29 protein-coding genes are annotated in these 23,600 nt (G+C 70.2%); 14 read left to right on the top strand and 15 right to left on the bottom strand.

Annotated elements, in window-relative coordinates; translation table 11 throughout:
- Window positions 1–257: 257 nt before the first annotated feature.
- On the top strand, window positions 258–1,040 hold the full coding sequence (locus ACIPRD_RS12215; RefSeq protein WP_401562458.1) for a glycoside hydrolase family 75 protein: 783 nt from the start codon (window positions 258–260) through the stop codon (window positions 1,038–1,040).
- 225 nt (window positions 1,041–1,265) lie between these two features.
- Here ACIPRD_RS12215 and ACIPRD_RS12210 read toward each other — a convergent pair whose 3' ends face one another.
- From ACIPRD_RS12210 to ACIPRD_RS12190, 5 genes are all read right to left on the bottom strand, one after another.
- The gene (locus tag ACIPRD_RS12210) at window positions 1,266–1,676 is read right to left on the bottom strand and encodes a PTS fructose transporter subunit IIA (RefSeq protein ID WP_356407401.1); all 411 of its coding nucleotides are present in this window, start codon (window positions 1,674–1,676) and stop codon (window positions 1,266–1,268) included.
- Window positions 1,669–2,280 (bottom strand): dihydroxyacetone kinase subunit DhaL, encoded by a 612-nt coding sequence (gene dhaL / locus ACIPRD_RS12205; RefSeq protein ID WP_356407398.1) that lies wholly within the window; start codon window positions 2,278–2,280, stop codon window positions 1,669–1,671. The genes ACIPRD_RS12210 and dhaL overlap by 8 nt, the downstream gene beginning before the upstream one ends.
- Window positions 2,281–2,326: 46 nt before the next feature.
- Window positions 2,327–3,319: a dihydroxyacetone kinase subunit DhaK gene (dhaK, locus tag ACIPRD_RS12200; protein WP_356407395.1), complete on the bottom strand. Its 993-nt coding sequence runs from the start codon at window positions 3,317–3,319 to the stop codon at window positions 2,327–2,329.
- Window positions 3,320–4,077: 758 nt separating this feature from the next.
- A complete protein-coding gene (locus ACIPRD_RS12195; protein ID WP_401562456.1) occupies window positions 4,078–5,061 on the bottom strand; it encodes a helix-turn-helix domain-containing protein in 984 nt (327 codons plus the stop codon).
- A 732-nt stretch (window positions 5,062–5,793) separates the two neighbouring features.
- A complete protein-coding gene (locus tag ACIPRD_RS12190; RefSeq protein ID WP_401562455.1) occupies window positions 5,794–6,990 on the bottom strand; it encodes a bifunctional class I SAM-dependent methyltransferase/NUDIX hydrolase in 1,197 nt (398 codons plus the stop codon).
- Between the two features lie 350 nt (window positions 6,991–7,340).
- Between ACIPRD_RS12190 and ACIPRD_RS12185 the strand changes: the two genes are divergently transcribed.
- From ACIPRD_RS12185 to ACIPRD_RS12175, 3 genes are all read left to right on the top strand, one after another.
- Window positions 7,341–7,814 carry a hypothetical protein gene (locus ACIPRD_RS12185; RefSeq protein WP_401562454.1) on the top strand — a complete coding sequence of 158 codons (474 nt, stop codon included), beginning with the start codon at window positions 7,341–7,343 and terminating at the stop codon, window positions 7,812–7,814.
- 845 nt (window positions 7,815–8,659) lie between these two features.
- The gene (locus ACIPRD_RS12180) at window positions 8,660–10,039 is read left to right on the top strand and encodes a hypothetical protein (RefSeq protein ID WP_401562453.1); all 1,380 of its coding nucleotides are present in this window, start codon (window positions 8,660–8,662) and stop codon (window positions 10,037–10,039) included.
- A gap of 51 nt (window positions 10,040–10,090) precedes the next feature.
- The gene (locus ACIPRD_RS12175; protein ID WP_401562451.1) at window positions 10,091–10,450 is read left to right on the top strand and encodes a DUF2750 domain-containing protein; all 360 of its coding nucleotides are present in this window, start codon (window positions 10,091–10,093) and stop codon (window positions 10,448–10,450) included.
- Here ACIPRD_RS12175 and ACIPRD_RS12170 read toward each other — a convergent pair.
- Window positions 10,447–11,013, bottom strand: a complete 567-nt coding sequence (locus ACIPRD_RS12170) for a MarR family winged helix-turn-helix transcriptional regulator (protein ID WP_401562449.1) — start codon at window positions 11,011–11,013, stop codon at window positions 10,447–10,449. The two genes, ACIPRD_RS12175 and ACIPRD_RS12170, sit on opposite strands and share 4 nt — an antisense overlap.
- 45 nt (window positions 11,014–11,058) lie before the next feature.
- Here ACIPRD_RS12170 and ACIPRD_RS12165 point away from each other — a divergent pair, with 45 nt between their 5' ends.
- The 3 genes from ACIPRD_RS12165 (at window position 11,059) to ACIPRD_RS12155 (ending at window position 12,896) form a co-directional block, all read left to right on the top strand.
- The gene (locus ACIPRD_RS12165) at window positions 11,059–11,784 is read left to right on the top strand and encodes an SDR family NAD(P)-dependent oxidoreductase (protein WP_401562447.1); all 726 of its coding nucleotides are present in this window, start codon (window positions 11,059–11,061) and stop codon (window positions 11,782–11,784) included.
- Window positions 11,785–11,871: 87 nt separating this feature from the next.
- Window positions 11,872–12,255: a hypothetical protein gene (locus tag ACIPRD_RS12160; RefSeq protein ID WP_401562446.1), complete on the top strand. Its 384-nt coding sequence runs from the start codon at window positions 11,872–11,874 to the stop codon at window positions 12,253–12,255.
- Window positions 12,256–12,641: 386 nt separating this feature from the next.
- Window positions 12,642–12,896 (top strand): DUF6332 family protein, encoded by a 255-nt coding sequence (locus tag ACIPRD_RS12155; protein ID WP_401562444.1) that lies wholly within the window; start codon window positions 12,642–12,644, stop codon window positions 12,894–12,896.
- A gap of 54 nt (window positions 12,897–12,950) precedes the next feature.
- Here ACIPRD_RS12155 and ACIPRD_RS12150 read toward each other — a convergent pair whose 3' ends face one another.
- From ACIPRD_RS12150 to ACIPRD_RS12135, 4 genes are all read right to left on the bottom strand, one after another.
- A complete protein-coding gene (locus tag ACIPRD_RS12150) occupies window positions 12,951–13,286 on the bottom strand; it encodes a DUF1048 domain-containing protein (RefSeq protein ID WP_401562442.1) in 336 nt (111 codons plus the stop codon).
- A gap of 1 nt (window position 13,287) precedes the next feature.
- On the bottom strand, window positions 13,288–13,644 hold the full coding sequence (locus ACIPRD_RS12145) for a DUF1048 domain-containing protein (protein ID WP_401562441.1): 357 nt from the start codon (window positions 13,642–13,644) through the stop codon (window positions 13,288–13,290).
- Window positions 13,641–13,967, bottom strand: a complete 327-nt coding sequence (locus ACIPRD_RS12140; RefSeq protein ID WP_356407351.1) for a PadR family transcriptional regulator — start codon at window positions 13,965–13,967, stop codon at window positions 13,641–13,643. The genes ACIPRD_RS12145 and ACIPRD_RS12140 overlap by 4 nt, the downstream gene beginning before the upstream one ends.
- Before the next feature lie 118 nt (window positions 13,968–14,085).
- On the bottom strand, window positions 14,086–14,619 hold the full coding sequence (locus ACIPRD_RS12135; protein WP_401562439.1) for a DUF4232 domain-containing protein: 534 nt from the start codon (window positions 14,617–14,619) through the stop codon (window positions 14,086–14,088).
- A gap of 400 nt (window positions 14,620–15,019) precedes the next feature.
- On the opposite strand from ACIPRD_RS12135, the gene ACIPRD_RS12130 reads away from it, so the two are divergent.
- On the top strand, window positions 15,020–15,955 hold the full coding sequence (locus tag ACIPRD_RS12130) for a LysR family transcriptional regulator (protein ID WP_401562438.1): 936 nt from the start codon (window positions 15,020–15,022) through the stop codon (window positions 15,953–15,955).
- Between the two features lie 228 nt (window positions 15,956–16,183).
- Here the strand turns inward: ACIPRD_RS12130 and ACIPRD_RS12125 are convergent, their stop codons facing one another.
- Window positions 16,184–16,960: a GH12 family glycosyl hydrolase domain-containing protein gene (locus tag ACIPRD_RS12125; RefSeq protein WP_356407344.1), complete on the bottom strand. Its 777-nt coding sequence runs from the start codon at window positions 16,958–16,960 to the stop codon at window positions 16,184–16,186.
- A gap of 223 nt (window positions 16,961–17,183) precedes the next feature.
- On the opposite strand from ACIPRD_RS12125, the gene ACIPRD_RS12120 reads away from it, so the two are divergent.
- Window positions 17,184–17,807 (top strand): histidine phosphatase family protein, encoded by a 624-nt coding sequence (locus tag ACIPRD_RS12120; protein WP_401562436.1) that lies wholly within the window; start codon window positions 17,184–17,186, stop codon window positions 17,805–17,807.
- Window positions 17,808–18,082: 275 nt separating this feature from the next.
- On the opposite strand, the gene ACIPRD_RS12115 is transcribed toward ACIPRD_RS12120, so the two are convergent.
- A complete protein-coding gene (locus ACIPRD_RS12115) occupies window positions 18,083–19,003 on the bottom strand; it encodes a LysR family transcriptional regulator (RefSeq protein ID WP_401562434.1) in 921 nt (306 codons plus the stop codon).
- 115 nt (window positions 19,004–19,118) lie between these two features.
- Between ACIPRD_RS12115 and ACIPRD_RS12110 the strand changes: the two genes are divergently transcribed.
- Window positions 19,119–19,487, top strand: coding sequence for a nuclear transport factor 2 family protein (locus ACIPRD_RS12110; protein WP_356407335.1), 369 nt, complete (start codon window positions 19,119–19,121; stop codon window positions 19,485–19,487).
- Window positions 19,488–19,627: 140 nt separating this feature from the next.
- The gene (locus ACIPRD_RS12105; protein ID WP_356407332.1) at window positions 19,628–20,008 is read left to right on the top strand and encodes a VOC family protein; all 381 of its coding nucleotides are present in this window, start codon (window positions 19,628–19,630) and stop codon (window positions 20,006–20,008) included.
- Between the two features lie 10 nt (window positions 20,009–20,018).
- Here ACIPRD_RS12105 and ACIPRD_RS12100 read toward each other — a convergent pair whose 3' ends face one another.
- Window positions 20,019–20,591, bottom strand: coding sequence for a hypothetical protein (locus tag ACIPRD_RS12100; RefSeq protein WP_401562433.1), 573 nt, complete (start codon window positions 20,589–20,591; stop codon window positions 20,019–20,021).
- Between the two features lie 168 nt (window positions 20,592–20,759).
- On the opposite strand from ACIPRD_RS12100, the gene ACIPRD_RS12095 reads away from it, so the two are divergent.
- Complete coding sequence (locus tag ACIPRD_RS12095; RefSeq protein ID WP_356407325.1) at window positions 20,760–21,152, top strand: VOC family protein; 393 nt, start codon at window positions 20,760–20,762, stop codon at window positions 21,150–21,152.
- A gap of 132 nt (window positions 21,153–21,284) precedes the next feature.
- Here the strand turns inward: ACIPRD_RS12095 and ACIPRD_RS12090 are convergent, their stop codons facing one another.
- On the bottom strand, window positions 21,285–22,025 hold the full coding sequence (locus tag ACIPRD_RS12090; protein WP_401562431.1) for a VOC family protein: 741 nt from the start codon (window positions 22,023–22,025) through the stop codon (window positions 21,285–21,287).
- On the opposite strand from ACIPRD_RS12090, the gene ACIPRD_RS12085 reads away from it, so the two are divergent.
- Window positions 22,024–22,248: a hypothetical protein gene (locus ACIPRD_RS12085; RefSeq protein WP_401562429.1), complete on the top strand. Its 225-nt coding sequence runs from the start codon at window positions 22,024–22,026 to the stop codon at window positions 22,246–22,248. The genes ACIPRD_RS12090 and ACIPRD_RS12085 overlap by 2 nt on opposite strands.
- 66 nt (window positions 22,249–22,314) lie before the next feature.
- A complete protein-coding gene (locus ACIPRD_RS12080) occupies window positions 22,315–22,851 on the top strand; it encodes a DUF4240 domain-containing protein (RefSeq protein ID WP_401562427.1) in 537 nt (178 codons plus the stop codon).
- A 132-nt stretch (window positions 22,852–22,983) separates the two neighbouring features.
- On the opposite strand, the gene ACIPRD_RS12075 is transcribed toward ACIPRD_RS12080, so the two are convergent.
- Complete coding sequence (locus ACIPRD_RS12075; protein WP_356407313.1) at window positions 22,984–23,292, bottom strand: DUF4235 domain-containing protein; 309 nt, start codon at window positions 23,290–23,292, stop codon at window positions 22,984–22,986.
- Window positions 23,293–23,600: the final 308 nt, after the last annotated feature.

The raw sequence follows: 23,600 nt of genomic DNA, 5'->3' as shown, positions 1-23,600 counted from the left end.
TTCGAGGAGTGAACTCGCCTGCTGGCTAAAGCAGTTCACTTCCGTGGCGCGGAACACGCTGTCGTCGCCGAATCCGCGCCGACGTGGGCGGCCGGGAGATCCGGGCTGACATCGGCTCAGATCTCCCGCCCCTGTGCGCCTCTCGTGGAGTGTCAGGGCGATGCTCCATCCGGCCCCATCCGGGCGGCCATGCATGCCGATACGCACCAGATTGAGCCATGGTGTCCGGAATGCTCCCCAGGAGAGGGTCTTCCAGAGTGCGTGTTCAGTCGCTGACACTGGTTGCCGCGGGTGTCGCCCTCCTCGCCCCGACGGCACCGCCCGCCGCCGCGCAGCCGCCCCACGAACGACCCGTTTCCCGCGGTGCGAGCCGGGTGCCCCAAGGCGACGCCCGGCTGCCCCGCAGCGACGCCCGGCTGCCCCGGGGCGACGCCCGGCCGACCCGCAGCGAGGGCCGGGTGAGCGCGGCCGAACTGCTCGCCAGGGTGCGCGGATGCGCCCAGGTCTCCCGCGGCCGGTACCGCACGGACGCCGCCGCCCCCGCCGACGTCCCCGTCTGCGCCACGCGTGGGGCGGTGTACTGGAAGGCCGACCTGGACATCGACTGCGACGGCCGACCCACCGCCCGCTGCAACCGTCGTACCGACCCGTCCTTCTCGGCCGGCACCGCCTACCAGCAGTCCGACGGCCGCCATCTCGCCGCCGAACGGCTGCCGTACATCGTGGTCCCGGCGCCGAGCCGCGTCTGGGACCACCGGGATCAGGGCATCCGGGGCGGATCCGTGGCCGCCGTGATCTACCGGGGCCGGGTGCAGTACGCGGTCGTCGGGGACACCGGACCCCGCGACATCATCGGCGAGGCCTCGTACGCCACCGCCCAGCGCCTCGGCATCCACTCCGATCCGCGAGGCGGCGGCGCGGCCTCCGGCGTCACCTACATCGTCTTCAGGAACACCCGGGTGACGCCCATCGAGGATCACCGGTCGGCGGTGTCCACGGGCGAACGGGCGGCCCGCCGACTGGTCCGGCACGGCGACTGACGCCGCCACGGCGTCACCTCGGACGCCCGGCGCAGGCAGTGCCCCCCCCGGACGCGCACCTCGGCCGAGATGCCTGGGCACGGAAGGCGAGGCGCCGGGGCGCCAGGGCGCAGGGACGGGTCACCTCCCGCGCCGGCCGTGCGCCCCGGCCACCCCCACACCTTGCGGTAGCTGTACGCCCGAGCCTCCTCACACCTTGCCGGTAGCTGTACGCCCCAGCCACCCTCACACCTTGCGGTAGCTGTACGCCTCCGTCGCCGCCGCCTCGACCGCGTCGAGGTCCGCTCCCGTGGACGCCGTGACGACGGCCGCCACCGCGCCCTCGACGAACGGCGCGTCCACCAGGCGCGTCCCGCCGGGCAGTTCGTCCCCCTCGGCGAGCAGCGCCTTCACGGTGAGCACCGCGCTGCCGAGGTCGGTGAGGACGGCCACACCCGCACCCTGGTCCACGGCGGCCGCCGCGGCGGAGATCAGCTCGGCGCTCGTGCCGAGCCCACCGCCCTCGGTGCCGCCGGCCGCCGCCACCGGCACGGCGGTGGCCCCGCCGGCCAAGCCCTTGGCCAGCTCGACGACGGACTCGGCGACCGCCGCGCTGTGCGACACCAGCACGATCCCGACCAGCTTCCCGTCACTCACCGGAGCCTCCCGCGGCCGCCTCTTCGAGTGCGGCGATCAGCAGGGCGGAGGACGTGGCGCCCGGGTCCTGATGGCCGATGCTGCGTTCCCCGAGGTAGCTGGCGCGTCCCTTGCGCGCCTGGAGCGGGACGGTGGCCGTGGCGCCCGCTTCGGCGGCCGAGCGGGCCGCGGCGAAACCGTCGCCGAGCGCGTCCACCGCCGGAACCAGCGCGTCGATCATGGTCTTGTCGCCGGGCGCCGCGCCACCGAGGGCCATCACGCCCTCGACTCCCGCCCGGAGCGCCTCGCCGAGCTGACCCTCGCTCACCTCGGCGGCGTCGCCCAGCGCCTTCCCGGTCCGGCGCAGCAGGGTGCCGTACAGCGGGCCCGAGGCCCCGCCCACCGTCGAGATCAGCTGGTTCCCGGCCAGCTTCAGCACGGCGCCGGGGGTGTCGGGCCGCTCCTTCTCCAGGGTGGTCCGGACGGCCGTGAAACCGCGCTGCAGATTGCTGCCGTGGTCGGCGTCCCCGATGGCCGAGTCGAGGGTGGTGAGCCGTTCCGCCTCCCGGTCGACGGACGCGGCGGTCGCCGCCATCCAACGGCGGAAGAAATCGGCGTCGAGCACTTGATCTCCTTGCGTGGTAGAGGTGTTGACCGGTGCGTCCGCCGTGTCACGCCCCCCAGCGGAGCGCCGGGGTCTTCACCGGCGCGTCCCACAGGCGCAGCAGCTCCTCGTCGGCCTGGCACAGGGTGACCGAGGCGCCCGCCATGTCGAGGGAGGTGACGTAGTTGCCGACGAGGGTACGGGCCACGGTCACGCCACGCTCGCCGAGCACCCGCTGCACCTCGGCGTTGAACCCGAACAGCTCCAGCAGCGGGGTCGCACCCATGCCGTTGACCAGGACGAGGACCGGGCTGCGCGGGGTCATGTCCTCCAGGATCGCGTTCACGGCGAAGTCGGCGATCTCGCCGGACGTCATCATGGCGCGCCGTTCGCGCCCCGGCTCGCCGTGGATGCCGATGCCCAACTCCAGCTCTCCGGCGGGCAGATCGAACATGGGGGAGCCCTTGGCCGGAGTGGTCACGGCGGTCAGCGCGACACCGAAGCTGCGGGAGTTCTCGTTCACCCGGCGTCCGATGGCCTCCACCTGCTCCAGCGGCCGGCCCTCCGCCGCGGCGGCGCCCGCGATCTTCTCCACGAACAGGGTCGCGCCGGTACCGCGCCGCCCGGCGGTGTACAGACTGTCGGTGACGGCCACGTCGTCATTGACGAGCACCTTCGCGACCTGGATGCCCTCGTCCTCGGCGAGCTCGGCCGCCATGTCGAAGTTGAGCACGTCGCCGGTGTAGTTCTTCACGACGAACAGGACACCGGCGCCGCTGTCGACGGCCGCCGCCGCGCGCACCATCTGGTCCGGCACCGGACTGGTGAACACCTCGCCGGGACACGCCGCGGAGAGCATGCCGGGGCCGACGAATCCGCCGTGCAGCGGCTCATGCCCCGACCCGCCGCCCGACACCAGGGCGACCTGCCCGGCCACGGGAGCGTCCCGCCGGACGATCACCCGGTGCTCCACGTCCACGGTCAGATCCGGATACGCGGCCGCCATACCGCGCAACGCGTCCGCCACCACGGTCTCGGGGACGTTGATCAGCATCTTCATCGGTACCTCCTGATGGGGCTGACAGACAGGCCTGCGACTTGCGTTCTTGCTGGTCGGTGACCGCAGTGCTGGTCGATGATCTCGGCGGTCCAGGGCGGGTGGAGGTGCTCGTCCGGTTCATGGTCAGTGGCTCGCTGTCGGCAGTATCGACCTTGAGGCCACGAAGGTCACGCGCAGCGGAGCAGATGTCTGCGAATGCCGCCGGCAGGGCGGGGCGCGGGGGTGGGCGAGGGGTGCGGCAGGTGTGTGGGCATGACCGCTGGACTGCCGCGGATGTGTGAGAGCCATGGTCCGCGTATCGGTCCAGGGGCATTGCTTCCATGACTGACGGATCTCGGCATCGGCCATTCGGGTTACGTAGCCGCACATGCTCACCGAGCCACGATCGATCGGGCGTGCCTTGGCGTCCGGCCACAGATGCCGATGGACTGGCTCAGGTGGTTCAGATCAGGGCTACAGGGCTATTGGTTGCCGCGAGAAGAATTCCCCTGCATGCACATGCGGTGCGGCGGCGCGACAGCATCCCTGTCTGCGGTGACCGCGGCCGAGTGGGATCGGCGAGATCCAGGCATCCGCTTGCCCGTCACGCAAGTATCAGTAGCCGTGGCCCGGTGCCCCTCGGAACGCAGGGCCTTCCCGGCTCGCCTTCCAGACAGGGCGTCACTGATGGACGGATTTCTCCATCGCCCAGAACTCCCGCGCGACGTGCGGGACTTTCACGCGCTCCTCGCGGAGGTCGACGGCCTGGATCCGCACGGTCACCTGGTCGATGCGGAGTTCCTCCGGTAGACGGACGGCCGGATACCCTCGTGGCGCAGAAATGCGGCAGACAGGGGACCGGGGCCGGAGAAGCCGCATCGTTCGGCTATTTGCTGGATGGTGAGGGTGGTGTCCGACAGCAGTCGCTGTGCCAGTGCGATGCGAAGGCGCGTGAGATATCGATACGGTGTCTCGCCCGTGGCGAGGCGGAAGACGCGCAGGAAGTGGTACACGCTCAGGTGCACTTCCGCGGCGATGTCGGCCAGGGTGAGCGGCTCGGCCAAGCGGTTCTGCATGATGGCAATAGCTTCGCGTACGGCAGCGTGCTCATCGTCCGAAGCGTGCGGTCCCAGGCTGCCGGGCAGGGGTGCGGGAATAATGATGCGCGCACCGGTCGGCGTACGCGAAGTGACGTTCCCCGCCTCCTCAGCGCCCGAAGTGCCCAGATGCCTCCATCGCCCATCCGGCTCGGTGTGGCCGGCTCCGGTGAGCAGGTCGACGGAGGCGTGGTCGGCGGACTGCTCGGTGGTGAAGTCCGCCGGCGTCCGGACGGTCTGTTCCGTGTCCAGCGTGGTCCCGATGCGGGCACCGGCCGCGTCCACGATGGCCGGACGCTGTGCCGCCTGGAACGGGACGGTGGTGTCCATGCCGGCCATAGCCACGCCCCGCACCCGTTCGCTCTGGTCCTTGAGCGGATAGAGCATGACCGTCCAGGCGCGGGGGAGGCTCCCTCCCGGCGTCTGGGCGAATATCTCGACGGTCATCTGCCGGCCGGTTCGCAGTACCTGCCCCATGGCCTGCTCGACCTGGAGGCTTTCGGCACTGGCGTAGAAGTCGGTCAGACGTAGACCACGCATCTCGTGCTTGGTTCTGCCTTGCGAACGCTCTCCGGCCGCGTTGGCGTCGACCAGGCGGTTGTTCTCGTCGTAGAACCCGAGAGCGATCGGTAACTGGTCATACGCCATCCCCCGCAGGTCCGCCATCAAATCCTCCGCTGGGCTGGGCCCGCCGGTCATGTGTCATCCCCTCAGGTCTGCCATCGGATCCTCCGCTGGGCCGGCCCCGACGACCGCGACAATCCGGCCCGGTACGGGACGGCCTGTACCGCATGCCGAGGGCTGGGGAAGCGGGGAAGTCGACCTCGTCGATGCGACCGTCCTGGTGCCGCAACCCCCGGCCCCTCCACTCCGGCTGCCGACCGATGCCGCGCAGTGCGGCTTCCGGTGGACCGACCGCCAGCCGGTCGGCCGTGCGGCGGCCGACCACTTCATCCGGACGGTAGCCCAGCCGCCGTACAGTCCCAGGCGACCGGTGCGTGAGCACACTCTCGGCATCCACCACGCCACGGAGAGAAAGCACGCACCGCCTGGCCCGTTCGTGCGGCCGGGCGAGGAGACTGAGCTGTTCATGGGCACTCGTTCAGGACCTCTCCGGACCCCCAAGTCGATCACTGCCATTCTGGCACGGCACGCGACGGAGTGCTTCGGCCCACCCCGTTGCGCGGCCCTGCTGCGGACAGCCGGTCTGATTGCCTGTTCTCCATCAGTCCGTGTGGTCGGCGGGGTGCGAACAGCGCGCTGTAGCAAGGGAGTCGGGTTCAGGAACGCGGCCGGCCGGAGGGCTACTGCTACGAGAGCCCGCGAGCCGTGCCCCAGAGCCGAGGGGGGTTGTGGCAGTGAAAGGGGGGAGTGAAGGCAAGCGGGTGACCGGTCGCTTCACTCCTGCCGTTCGTGACCGGCGGAGTCGCCGCCGGCGTAGGGGGTGAAGTGTGCGGGGGTGTGGTCGATGGGCAAGCCGGGTTTCCAGGCGGTGAGGATCTGCGCGCTGCACACGAACAGATCGCCGGGAAGTCGATCCAGGGGATGCCAGGACCAGTCGCCCACGCTTTCGTCCGGCTGCGTACTCGGTTGGCCGTGCCAGGCGTGGACGACAGCCCCGACGGTGACCCGGAGGACGCCGTCCACGTGGTCGACGAGTGTGCCCAGGAGCGTGATGGCAGAGAGGTCGGCGAGAAGACCGGTCTCCTCGCGGAGTTCGCGCACCACCGCGGCTTCGAAGGATTCGCCGGCCTCGACGGTCCCGCCGGGCAGTTCGAGCGTTCCACGCCGGTGGCGGCCCAGCAGGAGTCCCTGCTCGCCGAGAAGAATCGCACCGACGCCCACTGCCGCATGCGGTACCGGCGGCTTGGCGCCGCGGGGACGGCTGGAGACACGGGAAATCCGATCGGGCAGGCGGCGGGCACGGATGAGTTGCTGGATGACCGGGACGTCCTCGTCGGGGTGGTGCAGCAGGTCTGTCGCCTCGACGCGGAAGCCGTACTCGGTGAGAAGGTCCTCCCACAGGTGGGGCGTCAGAACCCACATCTGCGTCGGCAGGGGCGGGTCGTCGCGCAGCAGGATCATCTGCTCGCGCGGCGCCACTTCCGTCGACGGGCCGCGACCGTGCAGATCGGTGTGCAGAAGCGACAGGATCAGCGGCGCGCCGGGGTGAAGGCCGCGTCGCAGAGCGGGCAGCGCGCGGTGCGGGTCGATGAAGGCCAGGGTGCCGAGGGCGTATGCGGCGTCGAACGGCTCGGCGTCGGCAAGGTACTCGGTGACATCGGCATGAGCGAACTCCACCCCTTGTACGTCCCCGTGGCTGGAGACAGCCCGCTCGTGCTGGCTCGCGGACAGCTCGATGGCGGTGACGTGGGCGCCGTAGGCCTGCGCGAGATGCACGGCGTGGTGGCCTGCCCCGGAACCGACGTCCAGAACACGACGCCCGGCGATGTCGCCCAGGATTTCGATTCCAGGCCCCACTCCCTCCCAGAGGGTCCAGCACATTCTGTCCGGAACAGGGGGCATGAAGGCGCGGGCCAGCTGGCGCTCTCCGTAGGTCTTCCAGGCATGGATGTTGATGTCCTCGGCGGGCACGGCGCCTCCTTGGCGGCCACGATGCGGATCAGATGTGCGGGACGACCCGGTCGGCGAGATCCGTACCCGTAGGAACCGCCGCACTGTGAGACGATTACCTTCCCGCTGTCACGGAGAATGACGCGGATGTCGCTGACAGTCTTCGTTGGTCGACCGCCCGTGAATTCTGGGGGACGCGAGCGGCAGGGGAAGGCTTTGTCAGCCCCAACCCGAGCCTCGGGCCATTGGGTTGGCCGATGCCGGGTGCGGATGTGGCATAGCTGTCGACCAACCGATCACGATCTGACCGGTGTTGTTCTGAACTTGCCCGAACAGCCCTGACGTCCGTGTGCCGATGCCATGGTGCAGGGATGGCAGTGACGACGCTCGCGCCGCTCATCGGTGTTCTTCTCGGCGGCCTCGTGTCGTGGGTGGCGCAGCTCTCGATGGGACGCGCGGCGGAGCGTGCGGAGGTACGTCGGGGTCATCGTGAGCGGGTCGAAGCGCGCCGGAGCGAGTGCCTGACCCATCTTGTCGACTTCCTCAGCACCGTACAGGAGGCGGAACGGGTGGCCGTGGACCACTATCACCACCACCTGGCCGACGAGCAGTGGCAGACACGGGCGCGGCAGACCATCGACAGGATGTGGATCGCGCAGAAGACGATCCATATGCTGTGCGCGCCCGAGCTGAACGAAGCGGCACGCAGGCTGGCGTTCGCCGTGCAAGGGGTGATCAGGGACGGACCCGGGGATCCGGGCGAGCCGCAGGACGAGAAGGTCTGGGCCGCCATCGGTCCGAGCCGCCGGATATTCCTCGATGTCGTGCGCGACCACTTGCGTTAGGGCTGCGTCTCGCAATCGCGTTGGCGACCATACCCCTTGGCTCATCGCGCCAGGCGGTACCGTTCCGCCGTCGGACATGGCCTTGAATCGGCTTGGCCCTGCACTCCCGACCGCTGCGCGAAACTTCAATTCGGCTACGTGGACGTGTGGCTGGTCCCTTCGGATAATCGGGCGAGTGATGCCGGCACGCGTGGCATCATGGCGGCGTGATTCCGATCCGAAAGGGCGATGCCGCGTAGGCCGCCCGGCGCGTTGCGCGCCCAGAAGCAGTTGAGCCGGGACGGATCCCGTCGGTTCAGTCGGATCTCCGGACTCGGGCGCAGTGCCCAGGCCGCTGTACGGCGCCTGGAAGCCGAGCGGTTCTCTCCAGGCTGCCTGGAAGAGTCCCTCGGCCACATCGAGCGGTTCCTCCGACGCCCAGGGCGCCGGCTGTATGTGCCGCTCGCGGACTGTCCGTGTCACGACGCTCCGGCCGCCAGGGACGACGTGGAGGCGATCCTGCTCGCCCTGCCTCCGCGAGCTCGCCGCGAGCTGGGACGGATCGTCGCGAGGCTGGACCAGGAGTTCGAGCGGCGGACGCTGCCTGATCCGCTGGCTCCCTCGGTTCGCGGCACCCATTGGTGGCACCGGCGCCTGACGGGACCGTAGCCGCCGGTCGTGGAAATCTCCCGTGTGCTCGACCTGGGGGAGTGCGCGGGAGCGGTGGATGCCAGGGGCGGTCGGTATCGCGGCCGGCCCCGGCACCCCGAGCGCTGTGCGGGCGGAGGAGGCCGGCGGCTGTCGGGTACCGCTCGGCGAGCGGAATCGATAGGCTGCGCGATCTTTGTCCACCGCAGGAGGGCGCGATGACCGATCGCCACGCGGACGTGCTCGCGATGCTGTCGTGGAACAAGGCCGCGCCGGGCAGTGTGTTGATGCGTCTCCTCAAGTATGACGACCGCGCGATCAGGAGAACCATCGCCCAACGCGGTAATCTTCCAACGGAGTTGGTCGAGGCGATCCTGATGGACCCCGACCCGGCCCTGCGGATGGAATTCGCCCTCAGCGAGAACGCCGACCCGGCTCAGCGTGCCCGACTCCTGGACGACCCGTTCCCGCGGGTCGCCCTCGCCCTCGCCGTGGGCCCGACACCGTACCGGCGCCGGGTGGAACCGCTGCCGGACTGGGCGTACGAGCGGCTGCTTTCGCATCCTCAGGAGCGCGTTCGCCGCGAGACCGCCACCTCGCACCTGGTGCCCGCGCACCTACTGGCCGGCCTCGCGCATCATCCGGACGGCACGCTGCGGCAGGCGTCCTGCCGGGCGTGGGACCGGCTTCAGGAGGCCACACGACAGGCACTCCTCGAGGACGACGATCCGGATGTACGACGTGTCGCCGCACTGCGCGTCTGCCATCAGGACGAGGCGCTGACCACATGGCTGGTCGAGCATCTCCAGGACTCCTGGAAGCTGTCCGATGTCCTGAGGGCCGGGCGGCTGAGCCACGAACTCGCCGAGCGCATGGCGGACGGTCCGAGGGCGGCGGCGCTGGCCGCGAACCCCTTCCTGTCGCCGGGCCTCGTCCGGCGCCTGGCTCTCTCCCCGGACCCACGCGTGCGGCTCGTCGTCTCCGCCCGGCCCGAACTGGCCGAATCCGAACGCGCGGCCATCGACTACACCGTGGAACCCGACGCCCGCCTGGACCCGCTGGAGTGGGTGTGGGAGGCCCGGGACGACGCGGACGTCCTTCGCCGGTGTGCGACCTCCGCGCATCCCTGGCTGCGCCGCAGCGCCGCGGTGTGTCCGACCCTGCCGGCCGACCTGGTCGAACTGCTCGCACAGGACGAGGACTTCGCCGTACGACTCCTGCTGTGCGAGTTCCACCCCGAGCCGCCACCGGAGTTGCTGCTCGACCTGTACCTCAACGGCAGTCATCGTGCCGTGAAGATGCTCATCACGAGGCCCTCTTTCCCCTCGGCAGGTCTGGCCGCGCGGTTCGCCGACTCCACCGACCCGGAGCGCCGGTCCCTGGCGTTGCGCGATCCCGCTCTTTCCCCGGACCTCCTGGTCCGGTTCACCCACCAACCGGACCTCCGCCGAGCAGCAGCCCGGCACCCACGCCTTCCGGTGCCGCGGATCCGCGAACTCCTCAAGGACCCCGGCACGGCCGGAGCGGCAGCGGGCAACCCCAGCCTCCCCTCAGAGGACATGCACCGCCTCCTCGACGACGCGGGGGTTCCGGCCTGAGGAAGCCCCCTCGACGAGTGAGCATGCCCGAGGAATGAGTGGTGGGGAGCGATGGTCTCGGTGGCCATGAGTCAGAGTGGTTCGCAGGCAGCGGCGTTCTTCCGGGAGGTCCGCCACAGCCGACTGGTCCGGCTCGTCAGGAACGACAGCGGAAGCCCCACCCACCTTGCCGCAGAGGGCACGCGAAGCCTTCCGTTCTGGTCGACGTCGGCCCGCGCCCACAGGACAGCGAAGATCTGGGGGCATGAGCTGCGCGTGGAATCCATGCCCTTGGACATCCGGTGCGAACAGGTACTGCCGGATGCCGCCCAGGACGGACCCGCGATCGGCATCAACTGGAGCGGGCCGCGTCTCGTCGGCTGGAGCTTCACCTCGCCGGAAGTTCTCCATCGACTGGCGGCGACCGACTAGGAACGTGGGTCAGTATCCTCCGGGCGTTCGAGGTCGCCGGCCCGGCGGTGAGCACGGTCGTTGAGGTCCTGCAGGAGCACTACCAGAAGGCGGGTCAGCGCCCGCTGCTCGTGGGGTGACAGGACCTCGATGAGGCCCTGCTCGTAGGTCAGGAGGGTGTCTACGGCGTTCTCCACCGCGCGGTGCCCCTCGGGAGTCAACTCCACGGGCACGGCGCGGGTGCCGGGGTGCGCGGTCAGCCTGCGGACGAAACCCTCGTCCCGGGCTCGGTCCACCCGTTGAGTCACTGCTCCCGGTGTGATCAGGCAGCGGGTGGCGAGCTCCCGGGTGGACAGGCGGTAGGGCCGGCCGGAGCGGCGCAAGGTGCTGAGCAGGTCGAGCGTGGCGGCATCCATGCCGACTTGAGCCAGGACGCGGCGACGTTCGTCGGCCAGCAGTTTCGCGGTGTGCTGGATGCGGGTGAGGATCCCTATCGAGTCGACCGGGAGCCCGGGCTGCTCGCGTCGCCAGGCCTGGGCGATCTCTTCGGCGCGGTCAAGGCGGGGCTGGTCCGGGGTGGTCACGGTGGTAGTGTCCCGCGCACGTTTAGCGCTAAACGAGGAGTGGGGATGCGTCAGATCGTGGTTACTGGTGGGGGCACCGGGATCGGTCGGGCGGTTGCCGAGGCCTTCGCCGCCCAGGGCGACCAGGTGGTGATCACCGGGCGCCGCAAGGGCGTGCTGGAGGAAACCGCCGCACAACTCGGCGTGAACGTGCGCGCGGTCGCTTTCGACGCGAGCGACCCCGGCCAGGTCCAGGCGGCACTCGACACCTTGCCCGCGCAGGTGGACGTGCTGGTGAACAACGCCGGGGGCAACACCGACATCGGTACCGAGGCGCCATCCGGCCTGGTCGGCGTGGCGGCGGCCTGGCGCGCGAACCTCGACGCCAATGTGCTCTCCGCGGTTTTGGTCACCACAGCCCTGCGACCCCGCCTGACAGCGGGGGGAGCCGTGATCAGCGTCAGCTCCATAGCGGCCCACCGTGGCGGCTCCGGCTCCTACGGATCCGCCAAGGCCGCCGTCGAGGCCTGGAACCTCACCCTCGCCCAGGATCTCGGCAAAGACGGGATCACGGCCAACGTCATCGCCCCGGGCTACACCGAGTCCACCGACTTCTTCCAGGGCGGCATGACCCCGAAGCGCCGTGCCGACCTGCTTGCCCAGACAGTCAACGGCCGGGCCGGTACTCCAGCCGACATCGCAGGCACCGTGCTGTTCCTCGCCTCGCCGGCCGCAGGACACATCACTGGACAGACCCTGCACGTCAACGGCGGTGCCCTGGCCGGACGCTGAACAACAAGCCTGTCCAACTGAACGGAGCCCACCCGCAGCGGGTCCGGGGCAGGTGGCCGTTGGATGTGGTCCGCGTAGTCTCGCGGGATGCATTCTCATCTGAGCTTCGAGAACCCTCCCGCCCTGCCTCACGAGGTGGTGGTCGAGACGTTGGAGCAGGCTCTGCGTGACCGCTCGGCAGAGGGTGAGGCAGCGGGAGTCCTGGTCGGCACCGCGTTGAACGACGACGACGCGGAGTTCGTCGAGCACTGGTGCGTGCAGGTCGGGACGCGGGCTGTGTCTGGCAGTCCGCTGCTCGGGCTCGCTGGGTTGTGCCTGGGCCATACCGCTCGACGCTTCGGGCGTCTCAGCGATGAGGCCCGCGCGTTGGTGGAGTCGCTGGCGGCGCGGGCCGAGGCGGACCCGTCGGACGTGGACGGTCGGGCCCTCGACGGCCATGACGATGTCCGAAGCTTCCTGCACCTGTGGTGACGTGGCTTGTTACCGCTGCTGTTGCAGGTCAGGCTGTGCTGGTCCAACTCGCTTGGGCTTTGCGGCGCTTGTCGGCGGCGTCGTTGTTCCGCCACATGATGGAGCGGCGGATCATGCCGGCCCGGGGCCTTGTGAGCGGGGTGGTCGGCGCCGTCGAGGGCGAAGCGGCGCAGGGCGGGCGGGTGGGTGGAGGTCGCGCGGCGACGCATACGCGGTCCGCGGGCGGGTTTCTTGTGCTTGGCGCCGCGTCCGGTCAGTTGGCGGCTGTGGTTACGCGGCAGACGGAACTCAGGAGCGTTCGGCCGGAGGGCTGAGTGCGCCTCCACGTACGAGCCGGGCGGTCCGGCCCGCGTGCCGTGGGGCGGCCTTGGTGTGAGACTTGCGGGATGGACATGGGGCGTGAGTCGCGGTGGGAGAAGGACGCAATGACCGTGGAGATCGTCTTCGCCCTCGTGACTGCCGTCGCGCTGGCTGCGGCGGTCTTCGCCCTGGCTCTGGCTCTCGTACTGGCCTTCGGTGTCTCTGGTTCGGCGAGGCACGGAGTGCTGGAGGGAGGCGTGGTGGTCGGCTCGGCGGCCGGAGTGTGGCGTCTGGTGCGGGTGTTGCGGCGGTTCGACGTGCAGCGCCGCATGGGTCGCTGATCGCGGGCTTTCCGTCAGGGGTGTCCTGCGCACACTGGCCTCAGCCGGCAAGCTCTACTTCTCGGCCGGTTCGGCCGGTTCCGCCTGCTTGCCGCGGGACTCCTGGTAGACGTCCGCGAACGTGCGCGAGTCCTTGATCAGGTCGTCGCAGAACGCCGCGACGTCGGTGCCGATGAGTTCCAGGACCCCCTTGCCCGTGGCGGCACCCGCCTCGAAGAAGTCGACGATCCCGGGGAGTAGTTGGCCGTCGGGCAGGTCGACCGGTCCGACTTTGAACAGGTACTTCTGCATCTCCCTGTAGACGATCCGGTAGTCCGGCGGGAGTGCCTTGACCCGGGCCATGTGCGCCCGCCACTGCTTCTTGCCCTCGATGATGTCCCGGATGCTCACGTCAGCCTCCCAGCCGGTTCAGTTTCCTGGCGACGTTCCTGTTCAACTGCTCGCGCCACCGGTCCCGGTAGGTGCGGGCCCCTTCTCCGCCGGCCAACGCCGTGCAGAATCCCGGGATGTCGTCGCCGAGCACCTCGCCGATGCTCTGTCCGTCCGCCGCAGTCTCCTCCAGCAGGCCCAGAGCCGAGTCGAGGATCGGCATCAGGTTGCGGCCGGAGAAGTCCCCGTGCGGAAAGAGGTGGATCTTGATCTGTTCCCACGCGGCCCTGTGATCGTCGGGCAGCGCCGCCGCCCTGACCTCGAACTCCGCCCACTCCCTGGTGAGATCGCTGCCTGTGACCTTCTCCCAGAAGTTCATCTCCCGCCCTCCTTGAGCCTGTCGATGCGTGAGGAGACGTACTGCCATTTCGTCCAGAACTTCGCGAGTTCCTCGCGCCCCGCGTCGTTCAGCGCGTAGAACTTGCGGGGCGGACCGACTTCGGACGGCCGCTTCGTCACCTGGACGAGTTTGTTCCGCTCCAGCCGCAGCAGGATGGTGTAGACCGTCCCCTCGACGACATCGGTGAAGCCGAGCTCGTTCAGCTGTCGAGTGATCGCGTAGCCGTACGTCTCCTGGCCGCCGATGATCTCGAGCACGCACCCTTCGAGCGTGCCCTTCAGCATCTCCGTCAGGTCGTCCACCGCGAGCCCCCTCGGTCTCTCACGGTACTGCGTAGTACCGAGTACCGCTATACGGTACCACCGAGTAGTGGGGCTGGCGCCATGTCAGCCCCCTGCCTCCTGGCGGCGTTCTGCGGGGTCAGGCTCCCGGCTGGACCGGGCCGACGGCCGTATCGGCACCCACGGAGAGCGTCCCGTAGGCGGCGGACTCGCCGGGGATCATCCCGTCCGGGGTCCTGAGGGTGAAGTCGGCCTCGTCCGCGAATGCGCCGACGGCATCGTTCGGCACCTGGATGTCGAAGTGGACCGGGTGACCGGGAGCGAAGGTCACCGGCGTGTGCTGCGGTCCGTCCGCGCCGGCGGTGACGCCGATCGGGGAACCGTGGCGGTGGAAGGTCACGTCGGTCGGAGATCCGGCCAGCACGCACGGTTCGTATCCGGCCGCCGCGGTCAGGGAGACGCGATAGTGGCGGTGTCCCGACGAGGCGGGGGCGGAGGTGATCTTCGCAAGGTGGTTCGCCGGGCGGCACGAGGAGGGCTGCGATCCGGCGCCCAGCCGTGCGACCGGGGCAGGCGAGGACGCCTCCGCCGATCCTCCCGACAGTGCGCCCCATCCGCCCAGCAGTGCGGTGGCGGCAATGGTCACGGTGGTCTTGCGAGCGGTCGTACGCATGAGGGCCCTCTCCGTCATTCGTGTCCGGTTCGCCCAGGATTCATCCGAACTCTCGGCATCACCATTGCTCCCCCGAGGGGGCCGCCGAATACCGCAGGCCTCGCACGACCACCCCCGTGCCGGTCCCGTAAGGGATCCCCATGGCCGGCCTCGCACAGCCCGCTGCGGGCCCCCTGCAGGACGTTGTCCGGCCCCGCGGCTGTACGGCGTGTCCCCGACCGGAGGTCCGTCACCTTCATCCCGGTGGGTCGTAGCGAGCGCGCCGTACCCGGCGTCGCCCTCCCTGTAGCTGTACAACCAATCCGTGAGCAGACGTCCCGGGACGGCAGCCTGTGCGCTGGTCGAGCGAGCCCGCACGGCATCACGCCACAACCAACGGTTGTGGGCCTAAGGTGTCGCTATGGACCTAGAAACCGTGCGGACCTTCGTCGCCGCCGCCGACACGGGGCAGTTCCAGGAGGCCGCCGCCGAGCTGGCGGTCACCCAGCAGGCTGTCTCCAAACGCATCGCCGCGCTGGAGCGCGACCTCGGCGTACGGCTGTTCACCCGCACCCCGCGTGGCGCCGAGCTGACCATCGACGGGCAGGCGTTCCTGCCCCACGCGCGCGAGCTGCTGCGGGTCGCGGAGCGCGCGGCCACCTCCGTGCGCCCCGGCCGCCGTCCACTGCGCGTCGACGTGATCGCCTCGCGCGTCGCGCCGTCGGGTCTGATGCGCGGCTTCCATCACGCGCACCCGGAGATCGACCTCGACGTGGTGATGCTCTTCGACGTCGAGACGGCCGTCGCCGCCATCCGGTCGGGTGCGATCGACGCGTCCTTCCGTGCCGTCGCCATGCCGGGCCGGTCGCTTCCCGAGGACATCGCGTCGGTCCGGGTCCTCGACGAACCGCACCAGCTCCTCACCGGCCCCGCTCACGCGCTGGCCCGGGCCCGGTCCGTCACCGTCGCCCAGCTCGCCGAACACCGCATCTGGATGCCCGGCATCGTCCCCGGCACCGAGTGGGCCGCCTACTACGACGCGCTGGTCGCCGAGTTCGGCCTCACCATCGAGGCGACCGGCCCCAACTTCGGGTCGGACGCGCTTCTCGACACCATCGCCGACTCGCCTGCCCTGGCCACCTTCACGACCGAACGGACCCGCCTCGTCTGGCCCGCCGGCCACGGCCTGCGCCGCATCCCGGTCACCGATCCCACGCCCGTCTACCCGCACTCGCTGCTCTGGCACCGCGACAACCCCCACCCCGCGCTGGCCACCCTTCGCGCCTACCTCGCCGCCGACGCGGCCGGACACGACGCCGCCGGCACCTGGGTGCCGTCCTGGGTGACGCCGCACTGATGCCGCTGCCGCACGGGTGCCGCTCCCGCACTGCTGCCGCACCGGTGCGGCGCTGATGCGGCGGTGATGCCGCGGCGGTCTCGCTGCGGCCCTGAGGCGATTCCGCGTCCGGGCGGCCGTGGCAGAGGTGCGCCGAGGGCCCGGCGGTGACCGGGCCCTCGGGAGGAGCGGGGTTCAGCGAGGCGGTGGTACGGCGGCGCCCGCCGTGCGTGCCGGCGGGCGCCGCCATTAGTTGACGCCGACGGAGAACCTGGTGACGGCCAGACCGGCGCCGTTCTGCCAGGGCTCGAAGCCGGCCTGCACGCTGGTGAGATACCAGTCCGGCGTGGCGAGGCCCTGGGAGACGGCCCCGTTGATGAACTCCTTCACGTCGAAACTCAGGCCGGACAGCGCGCCGGGTGCGACGTAGGAGATCACGTCGTTCTGGCCGTTGCTGCCGCGCCACACGTCCCAGTTGCGGCCGGCGAGCGAGGCGGTTCCGGTCTTCGAGCCGATCGGCTGCACCGGACCGACCCTGTTCAGCCAGATCATGATCTCCGTCCTGTTGACCCCGTCCTTCTTGGGCGTGGGGTCCAGCCAGATGTCGTACGCGGCGTCGTACACCGCACCGCCGACGTACTGGAAGGCGATGGTGCTGGGCACGCTGCCGATGGTCCTGATCTGCTTGGGCAGGTTCGTGCCGGGCGAGCAGTTCGTGTAGTGGCAGCCGGCGAAGATCGACGGGTACGACTTCGGCGCGCCGTTGGTGGGGACCGAGCCGTCTGCGCGGGTGAGCTGGAAGCCGTCACCGACCTGGTTCACGCACTGAGGGGCGCTGGTGCCCCAGGCGTTGTTCTGCACGACGTACCGGCCCGGTGTGGTGGCCGAGCCGAACTTGTCGCAGACCTGTGTGTCCGCCCGGGCCGAACCCGCGGTGGCGGTCATCGCCGTGACGGGGGTGGCGGCCAGTACGAGGGCTGCCGCCAGCAGCCGGAACGGGCGACGTGCACGGAGTTTCGTGATCACAAGAGTTCCTCCGTCCGAACGTGGGGGATGAGGCGTGGGACCTCTGTGATGTGGGAGCGCTCCCACTCCCAGACCGCACCGTACGGAGCGACCAGGACGGCGACAAGCACCGGTGCGCGATTGGCGTGAACATGACGCTGATGCGGAAGGAGTGCGGGAACCGCCCCGCGCCGGGATGCGTCCGTCGGTACACAACTGATCATGAGTGCAGGGGAGTTGCAGAATGACCGCCACCGCCACGCGTTACCTCTATCTCGTCCGGCACGGCGAGGCGTCGTCGGAGGAGAGCGGACTGACGGAACGTGGCCGTCGGCAGGCGACGTTGCTCGGTCAGCGCCTGCGTGACATCCCCTTCGCGGCGGTTCACCATGGCCCGCTGCCGCGTGCGGAGCAGACCGCGCGCCTGATCGGGGACGAGCTGAAGGAAGTTCCGCTGACCCGCTCGGACGTGGCCGGGGACTATGTGCCGTACATGCCGGCGCGCGAGGAACTGCCGCCGGAGTCCGCGGACTTCTTCCTCCGGTTCCTCTCCGGTGCGACGGAGGAGGAACTGGAGGAAGGCCCTGCGCTGGCCCGGCGCGCACAGGAACTGTTCACCGGGCCGGTCGAGGGCGAGGAGGACCGGCACGAACTCGTCGTCACCCACAACTTCCTGATCGCCTGGCTCGTCCGTGACGCCATGTACGCCCCCGAGTGGCGCTGGCTCGGCCTCAACCACGGCAACGCTGCGCTGACGGTCATCCGGTACATGCCGGGGCGCCCAGCCTCCGTCCTCGTCTCCAACGACATGCGGCATCTGCCCGCCGATCTGCGCTGGACCGGATTCCCGCCCGAGGTGCACATCTGACCGGCCACCCCTGCTCGACCGGCGAGGGCGGGTGATCCGGGGTGCGGACGGAGGGGAGGGGGAGGGGGGCTCGGCCTGGAATCCGTCCGCACCCCCGACCCGCCAGGCGTGCCCCTGCCAGGGGTGCCCCCGCCACGCATGCCCCCGCCACATGTGCCGTACAGCCGCACGTGTCCTACAGCCGTAGTGTCCTACAGCCACACGTGGCATACGGCCACACGTGCCGTACTGCTACATGGGCCCGTCGGTCCCGCCGCCGGTGGAACGTCGCACCGCTACCGGGCGGTCGCTCCGCTCGCCGCGACCGGCTCCTCGCGGCTCTCCGCGCCGAAGGCCCGTCGGCAGTGCGCCATCAGTTCCCGTAGTGCCGGGCTCCCGGACGGCGTGGAGACCAGTGACAGCACCGCGAGCGTGTCGACATCGGTGATGGCGAGGGGGCGCAGCCCCTTGTCCTGGCCGGCCATGGACGCGGAGAGGACGGCGACCCCGAGTCCGCGCTCCGCGAGGTTCACCACCGCTCCCGGGGCGCCGGCCTCCAGGGAGATGGGCAGCGAGAGCCCCAGCGCGGCGGCGGCCTGGTCGAGCACCGCACGGATCCCGGTCCCGCGAGGCAGGCAGATGAGAGGGTATGAACCCAGCTCGGCGAGAGCGACGTACTCCCGCGCGGCCAGCGGATGTCCGGGTGGCACCGCGGCGACCACCGGCTCGGCGACGATCTGCCAGGCGTCGAGGCCGGCCGGTGGCTTGCCCGCGGTACCGACCAGGGCCAGGTCCAGCGAACCTTCCCGGACGCGCTCGACCAGGCCGGCGGAGTCGTCCTCGACGAGACTGAGCTCCACGCCCGGATGTGCCCGGTGGAAGCTGGACAACGCCTCGAACAGCGGCGCGACGGTGCACGCCGTGACCATCCCGACGACCAGCCTGCCCCGGACGAGGCCGTTCATCTCCTCCACGGCCTGCCGCAGCGAGTCCACGGCGGCCAGCACGGACCGGGCGTGGCCGAGCGCGACCTCGCCGACCGCCGTCAGGCGGGCGCCGCGTCCCGAACGGTCGATGAGCGTGGCCCCGAGATCGCTCTCCAGCTGACGGATCTGCGTGCTGATCCCTGGCTGGCTGACATGGACGAGTTCGGCGGCGCGGGTGAAATTCGCCTCTTGCGCGACAGCGAGGAAGTATTTCAACTGCCTGAGTTCCATAACTCCTGATTATAAAAATGATTGTGACGATTAATTGGACTTCGGTTGAAGCGCCGGTCGAAGATGGACACACCGCGCACCGCGCACCCACGCCGCCCCGCAGGAAGGGATCTTCGTGTCCGAGAACGAGCAGGCTCTGAAGCCAGAGGACCTCACCCGCCTCTTCGTCGAGCGTGCCAACGCCGCTGACGCCGCCGGTCTCGCCGCACTCTACGAAGAGGACGCGGTGATGGCCTACCCGCCGGGAAGCGTGACCGTGGGCCGCGACGCCATCCGTGAGCTGTGGGAGAAGATTCTCGCCAACTCGCCCCGATTCGAGGTGGAGCAGCCGCTCCCGACGCTCGTCTGCGGGGACATCGCCCTCACCTCGACGCCGCCCAAGGACGGTACCGGAGCCCGGGCGCAGGTCGTCCGACGGCAGCCGGACGGCACGTGGCTGCGCGTCATCGACCAGCCGGAGTTCCGCCCGCCCACCCCCAAGTGAGGTGCCAGGGCGCGCCCTTGGCAAACCGCTCGCCCGCGCACGCTTCTTCCGGTACGGTCGCGTGATCGTCTTCACCGCCGGGAGCCACGAGGCTCGCCCGTGCTCACCCGGCGGTTCCCGGACCGAGAGCAGGTTTCGTCATGGCATGCCGTATCAGCGAACTCGTACTCGGTTGCCGAGAGCCCGAGGTGCTGGCGCGATTCTGGTGCGAGGTCCTCGACTTCGTCGTACTCGGCCGTGAGGACGACGGCACGCTGGAGATCGGGCCGCGCGAGGGGTTCGGCGGCCCGCAGCCGACGATCATCCTCAGCCGCCGGGACAAGCCGGAGGAGGGCAAGTCCCGGCTGCACATCGACGTCAACGCCACCGACCGCGATCAGGACGCCGAGCTCGAACGCCTGCTGAAGCTCGGCGCGCGCCCGGCGGACATCGGCCAGACGGGGGACGAGCAGTGGCATGTGCTGATGGACCCCGAGGGCAACGAGTTCTGTCTGCTCAAGGCCCGTCTCAACCCGCTCTGACGACCGCCGCTCACACCGCGGTCTCGGTCGCGCCGAAGATCTCGCCGGCCGGCTGGAACCGGTGTTCCACCGGCTTCAGCACGTTGTACAGGTAGGCGAAGTAGTCCGTCCGCGCCGTTCCCGTGAGTACGGCGAGGACAAGAGCGGCGCACGTCGAGTCGTGGTGCTCCCACAGCGGTCCACGTCCCTCGTTGTAGAGCACCGTCCACTCGTCGGGGTGCTGCCCGGGCCGCACCCACCAGTAGAGGAACGCCCCGGTACCCTCCTCGTACGCCCACGGCAGGATGCGTGAACCCGGCTCCAGGAACTGGGACGGCTGCTCCTCGCCCGCTTCCCACAACCCGCCGAGGATCTCGTCCCGTTCGGCGGTCTGGGCGAGCTGGTCGCACCCGGGGTGAGGCGACCCCGGCGAGAGCAGCCAGATCGTGTCGTCGAAGACGCCCTCGCCGTAGGTCTCCACGAGCCGCTTGTAGTCGGCGGGCAGCGCGGTACCCAGGGTGTCCTCCGTCGTCGTCCAGTCCACCGCGGACGGCGGCCGGCCGGGCGGCGGGCAGATGCGGACGAGATCGTCGAGAGCGTTCATGGGGCGAACGGTACGCGCCGGTGTCACGCTCGCGCGGGCCGCTCGACGGGTCCGCCGGCACACCGTTCTCCCGGGCCTCAGGACTGTTTGCGCCACCGGCCGTCGGCACCGACTGAATCCGCGGAGCCGGGATATCCGGACAGGAGAGGAAAAACCCCGGGAGGAAGCATGACACTGGTCAATGCCTGCGTGGTGATGCTCGACTGCGCGGAGCCCGAGAAACTCGCCGTGTTCTACCAGGAGTTGCTGGACGGCGAACAGACCCACGGGTCCGCCAACCTGGTCGAGATCCAGGGCGCGGACGGCGTCCGGCTCGCCTTCCGCCGCGATGTCAACGCCACGCCTCCGAGCTGGCCCCGTCCGGAGAACTCCCTCCAGGCCCATCTCGACTTCCTGGTCGAGGACCTGGACGAGGCGGAACGCCGGATCGTCACGCTCGGCGGGCGCCCCATCGAGACCCGTGACCCCGCGGGACGGTACGAGGAGCGCGGCTACTCCGATCCGGCGGGCCACTCCTTCACCGTACGACTCGTTCCGCCGGCCGCACCCAAACAGGGCTGAGGCCGCACCAGGGAGGGCGGACACGGGCAGGGGCGCAGGTCGGGCAGGGCACCGGCCAAGCGTGGAACGGGCCCGGAGGCCACGGTCGTCGGCGGACTGCGTCGGCATGCCGAGGTGCGCCCCGGGCCCCCGTCAGGACGGGGCGAGGACGCAGAACTCATGGCCCTCCGGGTCGGCCAGGCACGTCCACGGAACCTCCCCCTGACCGACGTCGAGGTCGGTGGCGCCGAGGCGTCGCAGCCTGGCCACCTCCGCCGCCCTGTCGTCTCCGGGGTACGGCAGCAGGTCCAGATGGACACGGTCCGGCACGGTCTTCGTGTCCGGCGTGCGGATGAACTCCAGAAAGGGGCCTGTACCGTCGGCCGAGCGCAACACCGCCTGTGTGTCCGTCACTTGGCGCAAGGTCCAGCCCGTCGCCTCGGCCCAGAAGCTGGCCATGGCCCGAGGGTCCGCGCAGTCCACCACCACCGCGGCGATCGGCCCGGTGTCCTGGTAGACCTCGCGAGGCTCCAGTACGCAGAACTCATTGCCCTCCGGGTCCGTGAGGACCGTCCACGGCACATCGCCCTGGCCCACGTCGGCGGGTGTGGCACCGAGCGACCGCAGCCGTGCGACCAACTCCGCCTGATGCGCGGTGGATTTGGTGGCGAGGTCGAGATGCACACGGTTCTTCGCCGTCGTCCCGGGTTCCGGCACGGGGACGATGTCGATGCCGACACCGACGGGGTCCGGCCAGACGAGACCGTCGTCGGGTCCGACGTAGGTCGTCACACCGGGGGCGTAGGCGGTCCATCCGAGCGCCTCCGCCCAGAAGCGGCCGAGGGAGCGGCAGTCGACAGCCTTGATGTTCACCTGGACAGGTCGCAGTGCCATGCCGGCGATCTTATGCACCCGCTCCGGGGTCGCCACCGCCGGACCGGCGCGCGGGCGCGGTACGGGCACCGCCGTGCGCGCTTTCGTCCCGGACGCTCTGGTGGCCGGTCACGGTCTTGCCGCGCCGATGGTCGACGGCTGCGACACCGCTGCCGTCCGCCTCTGTCGCGATCTCGGCCTGTCGTGGCGTCCCCTCGCGGCCGCCCGCGTGACGGACAGCTGAGCCGCTGCGCCGTACGGGAACCGTCAGCCCTCACGTTGTCAGTGGTCGGTGACAAGCTCTGCCGTCATGGACAGAGATCAGTTCTGGCAGTTGGTCGCCGCGGCTCGTGACCGGGCGGCCGACCCGCAGGAGGGCGAATCGGTCGCCCGGGAGGCGACCGCGATGCTGGCCGCCCGTTCGGCCGAGGAGATCGTCGCCGCTCAGCAGGCACTGTGGGACCTGATGGCCGAGTCGTACACCAATCCGCTGTGGGCCGCCGCCTACCTGCTGAACGGCGGATGCTCGGACGACGGTTTCGAATACTTCCGTGCCTGGTTGATCGCGCAGGGGCGCGAGACCTTCGAGCGTGTGGTCGCCGATCCCGACGCCCTCGCGGAACTTCCCGTCGTCCGGGACGCCGCGGCCGACCGCGTCGACCTCGAAGCCGAGGAGGTGCTGGGCATCGCCTGGAACGCGCACCTCGCGGCGACGGGTGAGGAACTACCCCCGGAAGCATTCACCATCCGCTATCCGCCGCTGGACCCGGCTTGGGCTCTCGCCTTCGACGACTCCGCGGAGTTGGCCCGCCGGCTGCCGCGGCTGGCCGCCCTCTGCGTCGATTGAGCCGCGCGGCGCGCCGAGGCCGCGCCTCGGCCGCCCTGCGGTCGCCTCCCACGCGCCTCCCACTCGCCCTGACGCGCCTTCCACCCGCCCCCGCGAGTCCTCCGGCTCGACCCCCCTCGCGAGTCCTCCTTCTCAGTCCCTGCCGCCCTTGTCCGTGACCGGCCACACCCCCGTCGACCGCTCTATCGCCTTGGCCCCGGTGCGGTCGACGGCGCTGCGGACCACCGCGAAGATCGCGCCCTGGAGCGCCGCCGCGAGGAGGATCTCGCCCCAGCCGCGGTCCCGGTCGAGCGCGTCGGGCGCGTCCTCCTCGTGCCGGATCGTCATCCACGCCCTGCGGAACGCCTTGCCCGCCAGGGCGCCCCCGGCCCAGCTGAGTACGAAGCCGACGGGCTGGTAGACGAGCGGGAGCTTCTTGCTCTTGGTTGTGTTCTTCGCCATGGGGGACTTCTTCCTCGTCAGGCCATCCTCATGCGGGGCTTCCCGGCGTGCGGTCTGCCACTGCCCGCGTGCCGGCGGCTGCCTGCGTGTCTCTGTCGCCAACCGCCTTCCGACCACCGTCCGCAGTTCCCGGCGCCGGGGCATGAGCGGGCCGCCTGCGGTTATCCGCCCCGTATGGCGAACCCTCATCTCCCCAGGCGAAAAGACCACGCGCCCGGCCCCGCGGCACCGCCCCGCACGGCAGCGGAGCAAACCGGCCCGCGCCGAGAGACGGAGCAAACCGGGCCGCGCCGGGAGGCGGAGCAAAC

Origin of the sequence: Streptomyces sp. NPDC090108, assembly GCF_044747185.1 — a bacterium.
Classification (GTDB): Bacteria; Actinomycetota; Actinomycetes; order Streptomycetales; family Streptomycetaceae; genus Streptomyces.
The sequence above is the reverse complement of the archived record's forward strand: the minus strand, read 5'-3'. Positions and strand labels throughout refer to the sequence as shown.

Coding starts and splice junctions, on each gene's coding strand:
- ACIPRD_RS12145 (WP_401562441.1), bottom strand. CDS start 13,644: ATGAACTTCTGGGAGAAGGTCACAGGCAGCGATCTCACCAGGGAGTGG.
- ACIPRD_RS12180 (WP_401562453.1), top strand. CDS start 8,660: ATGACCGATCGCCACGCGGACGTGCTCGCGATGCTGTCGTGGAACAAG.
- ACIPRD_RS12115 (WP_401562434.1), bottom strand. CDS start 19,003: ATGGAACTCAGGCAGTTGAAATACTTCCTCGCTGTCGCGCAAGAGGCG.
- ACIPRD_RS12130 (WP_401562438.1), top strand. CDS start 15,020: ATGGACCTAGAAACCGTGCGGACCTTCGTCGCCGCCGCCGACACGGGG.
- ACIPRD_RS12165 (WP_401562447.1), top strand. CDS start 11,059: ATGCGTCAGATCGTGGTTACTGGTGGGGGCACCGGGATCGGTCGGGCG.
- ACIPRD_RS12085 (WP_401562429.1), top strand. CDS start 22,024: ATGCCGGCGATCTTATGCACCCGCTCCGGGGTCGCCACCGCCGGACCG.
- ACIPRD_RS12095 (WP_356407325.1), top strand. CDS start 20,760: ATGACACTGGTCAATGCCTGCGTGGTGATGCTCGACTGCGCGGAGCCC.
- dhaK (WP_356407395.1), bottom strand. CDS start 3,319: ATGAAGATGCTGATCAACGTCCCCGAGACCGTGGTGGCGGACGCGTTG.
- ACIPRD_RS12100 (WP_401562433.1), bottom strand. CDS start 20,591: ATGAACGCTCTCGACGATCTCGTCCGCATCTGCCCGCCGCCCGGCCGG.
- ACIPRD_RS12160 (WP_401562446.1), top strand. CDS start 11,872: ATGCATTCTCATCTGAGCTTCGAGAACCCTCCCGCCCTGCCTCACGAG.
- ACIPRD_RS12175 (WP_401562451.1), top strand. CDS start 10,091: ATGGTCTCGGTGGCCATGAGTCAGAGTGGTTCGCAGGCAGCGGCGTTC.
- ACIPRD_RS12080 (WP_401562427.1), top strand. CDS start 22,315: ATGGACAGAGATCAGTTCTGGCAGTTGGTCGCCGCGGCTCGTGACCGG.
- ACIPRD_RS12135 (WP_401562439.1), bottom strand. CDS start 14,619: ATGCGTACGACCGCTCGCAAGACCACCGTGACCATTGCCGCCACCGCA.
- ACIPRD_RS12195 (WP_401562456.1), bottom strand. CDS start 5,061: ATGGCGGACCTGCGGGGGATGGCGTATGACCAGTTACCGATCGCTCTC.
- ACIPRD_RS12075 (WP_356407313.1), bottom strand. CDS start 23,292: ATGGCGAAGAACACAACCAAGAGCAAGAAGCTCCCGCTCGTCTACCAG.
- ACIPRD_RS12185 (WP_401562454.1), top strand. CDS start 7,341: ATGGCAGTGACGACGCTCGCGCCGCTCATCGGTGTTCTTCTCGGCGGC.
- ACIPRD_RS12090 (WP_401562431.1), bottom strand. CDS start 22,025: ATGGCACTGCGACCTGTCCAGGTGAACATCAAGGCTGTCGACTGCCGC.
- ACIPRD_RS12155 (WP_401562444.1), top strand. CDS start 12,642: ATGGACATGGGGCGTGAGTCGCGGTGGGAGAAGGACGCAATGACCGTG.
- ACIPRD_RS12120 (WP_401562436.1), top strand. CDS start 17,184: ATGACCGCCACCGCCACGCGTTACCTCTATCTCGTCCGGCACGGCGAG.
- ACIPRD_RS12105 (WP_356407332.1), top strand. CDS start 19,628: ATGGCATGCCGTATCAGCGAACTCGTACTCGGTTGCCGAGAGCCCGAG.